A 300-nucleotide genomic window follows, 5' to 3' on the forward strand; every position below is an offset into this window, starting at 1 on the left:
ACCAGAAGGGCCGAAGTACGCTTCCAGCACTTTCTGCCGGTTTTCAGGGCCCAGCTTATTGAGCAGGTAGGCCGAAGCTTCTGTGAAGGAACCGCCAATGCCTGTTATCGTCTGAAAACGCTCTTCAGGGCGTAGCGTCAAGCGCTTATCGGGCTCGGCCTCCCCTCCTGCTTCTTTCTGGCCCAGCTTGCTGCCAGCGGCAGACGTCTCGTATATCTCAAGTTCCATAACGTTTTCCTTTGGGGCACAGCTGTTGAGGGCAAAGCACAGCAGCAGGCCAGCCGGGAGCAAACGGGGGGC

General features: G+C 58.0%; 1 pseudogene. It reads right to left on the reverse strand.

The annotated features are described in order from the left end of the window. Positions 1 to 228 (reverse strand): annotated as a pseudogene (locus FRY97_RS22165) (glycosyl hydrolase family 30); the annotation flags it as partial. Positions 229 to 300 lie beyond the last annotated feature (72 nt).

This window comes from Phaeodactylibacter luteus, assembly GCF_007993045.1.
GTDB lineage: Bacteria > Bacteroidota > Bacteroidia > Chitinophagales > Saprospiraceae > Phaeodactylibacter > Phaeodactylibacter luteus.